Below are 4,366 nucleotides of genomic sequence, written 5' to 3' on the forward strand. Positions count from 1 at the left end.
GGCATTAACTGACACACCGTTTTCGCGAGCAGGCTCGCTCCCACAGGAAATCCATCAGTGGCCTGAATATCGAGCCACACACAAAACCCGCCCGACTGGCAACTCGCCATGGCTGACCTATGCTCAAAACAGTACCCCCGGGTATTCGTTCAGAGGTCATCGCCATGAACATCAAAACAAGAAGACGCCTCGCCATTTTTGTCACCTGCACGGCCACGCTAGCGCTGTATGGCACTGCGGCTTATCGGGTCGAACAGGCCAGGCAGTTGCCCCGTGAATACGCCAGCTGCAACTTCGAACGCTGCATACCGCACAACGCATCCCTGAACGCTCTGCGCTGAAGTGGTTTCAGTCGTCCGGCTGATCGGTCTTGAGCCGGTCGCGGAAGGCCTTGGGCGAAATGCCGACACGCCGGCGAAACAGCCGGGTGAAGTTGGTCGGGTCGGAAAAACCGAGCAGCTCGGAGATCTCGTAGATGGTCATGCCGGTGTAGGTCAGCAGCCGCTTGGCCTCCAGCAACTGGCGCTCGTGCATGATCTGCAACGCCGGTTGCCCGGCCAGTTCCCGACAGGTGCCGTTGAGGTGCGATACCGAGATGCCCAGGCGATGGGCGAGGTCTTCGACCTTGACGTGCTGGCGATAGGTTTCCTCGACCAGCTGGATGAACCCGTTGAGGTATTCCCGGGCCCGTTGCGGACGCTGCGACGAGGTACGCCTGTCCATTACCTGACGACTGACCCAGACCATGATCACGCTGACCAATGCATGCATCAGCATTTCCCGGGCCGGTTCGTGGCCAACATATTCCGCCTGCAAGGCACTGAACAGGCTGTTGAGGTAGTCGGCGTTTTCACCGGCCGGGTAGGCTTCGGCCTGGGCCAGGACATTCACCGAATGCCCGAGCTGCCCTTGCAGATGCGTCACCAGCGGCGCCGCCAGGGTAACCACGTAACCTTGCACATCCTCGGAAAAGCGAAAGCCATGCACTGACAAGGGCGGCAGGATCTGCACGGCCGGCTCGTCGAGCCGGGTGCGCTGGCCTTCTATTTCCAGCTCGGCCTGGCCCTTGTAGACAAACAGCAACTGACACAGGTCCGCATGCCGATGGGGTTTGATTTCCCACTGATGTTCGCTGCTGCGCGTGGAGATGGTTTCGCAATGCAGCAGGTCCGGCGTCGGCCAATCCTGGCTCTCGCCATAGAGCTTGAACACCGGTATCGAAGGCAGCTCGGTTTTTTTCATACGAGGGTTGGCCTCGGGTTACGGGCGGTAATCGCACCGATTGGCAGAAAGTACAGGTTTCAGCGCAGTTTTCCCCTTCAATTGACAGGTTCGCAAGCGAAAAATGCAGGCCAGGATTACTAATAATAAACACCGACCCTGGTCGCGTGCTCTTGCGAGTCATAACAACAATGAAAACCCTCAAGACCCAAGTCGCCATTATCGGCGCCGGCCCCTCTGGACTGCTGCTCGGCCAGTTGTTGCACAACGCCGGCATCGACACGCTGATCCTGGAACGCCAGACACCCGACTACGTCCTCAGCCGCATCCGCGCCGGGGTGCTTGAGCAAGGCATGGTGCAGTTGCTGCGCCAGGCCGGGGTCGGCCAGCGCATGGACGCCGAAGGCCTGCCTCACGATGGTTTCGAGCTGGTCCTCAATGGCCGGCGCGTGCACATCGACCTGAAGGAACTGACCGGCGGCCAGAACGTCATGGTCTACGGCCAGACCGAAGTCACCCGCGACTTGATGGCTGCCCGCCAGGCATCCGGCGCGCAGACCCTGTATCAAGTCGACAACGCCCAACCCCACGACCTGCAGACCGACCAGCCCTTCGTGACCTTCGAACACGCAGGCGAAACCTGGCGCCTGGACTGCGATTACGTCGCCGGCTGCGACGGCTTCCACGGCGTCGCGCGGCAATCGATCCCGGCGGAAAAACTCAAGGTCTTCGAGCGCGTCTACCCGTTCGGCTGGCTCGGCATCCTGGCCGACACCCCGCCGGTCCACGAGGAACTGGTCTACGCCCGCCATGAGCGCGGCTTTGCCCTGTGCAGCATGCGCTCGCGGACCCGCACCCGTTATTACCTGCAAGTGCCCGCCGAGGAACAAATAGCCGACTGGCCGGACGAGCGTTTCTGGAGCGAGCTGAAAAACCGCCTGCCCGCCGACCTGGCCGAAGCGCTGGTGACCGGCCCCTCCATCGAAAAAAGCATCGCGCCGCTGCGCAGTTTCGTCGTCGAACCGATGCAGTACGGGCGGATGTTTTTGGTCGGCGACGCCGCCCACATCGTCCCGCCCACCGGTGCCAAGGGGCTGAACCTGGCCGCCAGCGACGTCAGTACGTTGTTTAACATCTTGCTCAAGGTCTATCGCGACGGCCGGGTGGATCTGCTGGAACGCTATTCGGCCATTTGCCTGCGCCGGGTCTGGAAGGCCGAACGGTTCTCCTGGTGGATGACGTCGATGCTGCATCGCTTCGACGACGACGCGTTCAACCAGCGCATCAGCGAAGCGGAGCTGGAGTATTTCGTCGACTCCGAGGCCGGTCGAAAAACCATCGCGGAAAATTACGTCGGCCTTCCTTACGAGGCTATCGAATAGCCAACTATCGATTTAAACTGCGGGCTCCCGTCCATTCGCCTCCCCGGCGCGATGCCCGCAGGTCCAGCCTTGAATCAGCTCGATACGCCTCAAGCCCCGCAACCCGCCATCCGCAGCGTGCTGGTGGCGCTGATGCTGGCGATTTTCCTCGGTGCGTTGGACCAGACCATCGTCGCCGTCTCGATGCCGGCCATCTCCGCGCAATTCATGGATGTCAGCCTGCTGGCCTGGGTGATCTCCGGCTACATGGTCGCGATGACCGTTGCGGTGCCGATCTACGGCAAGCTGGGCGACCTGTACGGCAGGCGGCCATTGATGCTGTTCGGCATGGGCCTGTTCACGCTCGCCTCGCTGTTCTGCGGCCTGGCGCAAGACATGCAACAACTGGTACTGGCGCGGATTTTCCAGGGCATCGGCGCTGGCGGGATGATCTCCGTGAGCCAGGCGATCATCGGCGACATCATCCCGCCCAGGGAACGTGGCCGTTACCAGGGTTACTTCAGCAGCATGTATGCGGTGGCCAGTGTCGCCGGGCCGGTGCTGGGCGGCTACATGACCGAATACCTGTCCTGGCGCTGGGTGTTCTGGATCAATTTGCCGCTGGGCCTGGGCGCCTGGCTGGTGGCCCGGCGCACACTGGTGGGGCTGCCGGTACCGCAACGCACGCCGATCATCGACTATTTGGGCACCGTGTTGCTGATCATCGGCCTCACTGCGCTGCTGCTGGGCATTACTCAGATCGGCCAGGGTCACGCCTGGCACAGCCGCGAAGTGCTCGGGCTGCTCGGTGGCGCCGTGGTCGTGCTGGGGGTATTCGCCTGGCATGAGCGCCGCGCCCGCGAGCCGTTGCTGCCCATGCACCTGTTCGTCAACCGCAGCGCGGTGTTGTGCTGGTGCACGGTGTTCTTCACCAGTTTCCAGGCGATCTCGCTGACGGTGCTGGTGCCGTTGCGCTTCCAGAGCGTGACCGGCGCCGGGGCCGACAGTGCCGCGCTGCATCTGCTGCCACTGGCGATGGGCCTGCCGATGGGCGCCTATTTCGCCGGACGGCGCACCTCGATCAGCGGTCGCTACAAACCGATGATCCTCAGTGGCGCCCTGCTCTTCCCGTTCGCCATCCTCGGCATGGCCTTCACCCCGCCCGCGGCATTCTGGCTCAGCAGCCTGTTCATGCTGCTTGGCGGCATCGCGTCCGGCATGCAATTTCCCACCTCGCTGGTGGGTTCGCAGAACTCGGTGCGGCAACAGGACATCGGCGTGGCCACCAGCACCACCAACCTGTTCCGCTCATTGGGCGGCGCGGTCGGCGTGGCATTGATGTCGGCGCTGCTGCTGGCGCTGTTGCAGGATTCAGGTTTCGCCCAGCTCGCCGGTTCGTCAGTGATCGGCGAAGGGCATTCCGGCAACGTGCTGCTCGACGGCCTGAACGCCGCGCCGGGCGCGGCACGGGATGCCTTGCGCGAGGAACTGCAAGGGACGTTCCGGCATTTGCTGATGATCAGCGCGGCGGTGTCGTTGCTGGGGTTGGCGGCTGCCGTGGCGATGCCCGACTGCCTGTTGCGCGGGCGTGAAGAAAAAACTCGCTAGTGCGGATGGCGCTGAACCCTGTGGCGAGGGAGCTTGCTCCCGCTGGACTGCGCAGCAGGCCTAAAATCCTGAGTGGGCAGGGGAAATTCTGGGGCCGCTTCGCGGCCCAGCGGGAGCAAGCTCCCTCGCCACAAAAGCGCGCTCCCCTGCAGGTTTGTCTCAAGCTGTCGCCGCCA

The 4,366-nt window shown here is 62.8% G+C and carries 4 protein-coding genes; 3 read left to right on the forward strand and 1 reads right to left on the reverse strand.

The window, feature by feature from the left end:
- Positions 1 to 164: 164 nt before the first annotated feature.
- Entirely contained in the window at positions 165 to 341 is a 177-nt protein-coding gene (locus ACE04F_RS18505; protein ID WP_305499247.1) for a hypothetical protein, read from the forward strand.
- Positions 342 to 348: 7 nt separating this feature from the next.
- Here the strand turns inward: ACE04F_RS18505 and ACE04F_RS18510 are convergent, their stop codons facing one another.
- Entirely contained in the window at positions 349 to 1,242 is an 894-nt protein-coding gene (locus ACE04F_RS18510; RefSeq protein ID WP_486108386.1) for a helix-turn-helix domain-containing protein, read from the reverse strand.
- A gap of 170 nt (positions 1,243 to 1,412) precedes the next feature.
- On the opposite strand from ACE04F_RS18510, the gene pobA reads away from it, so the two are divergent.
- Positions 1,413 to 2,603 (forward strand): 4-hydroxybenzoate 3-monooxygenase, encoded by a 1,191-nt coding sequence (pobA, locus tag ACE04F_RS18515; protein WP_486108388.1) that lies wholly within the window; start codon positions 1,413 to 1,415, stop codon positions 2,601 to 2,603.
- A gap of 69 nt (positions 2,604 to 2,672) precedes the next feature.
- Positions 2,673 to 4,190, forward strand: a complete 1,518-nt coding sequence (locus ACE04F_RS18520; RefSeq protein ID WP_486108390.1) for an MDR family MFS transporter — start codon at positions 2,673 to 2,675, stop codon at positions 4,188 to 4,190.
- Positions 4,191 to 4,366: the final 176 nt, after the last annotated feature.

The sequence above is a fragment of the Pseudomonas sp. AGC41 genome (genome assembly GCF_057334555.1).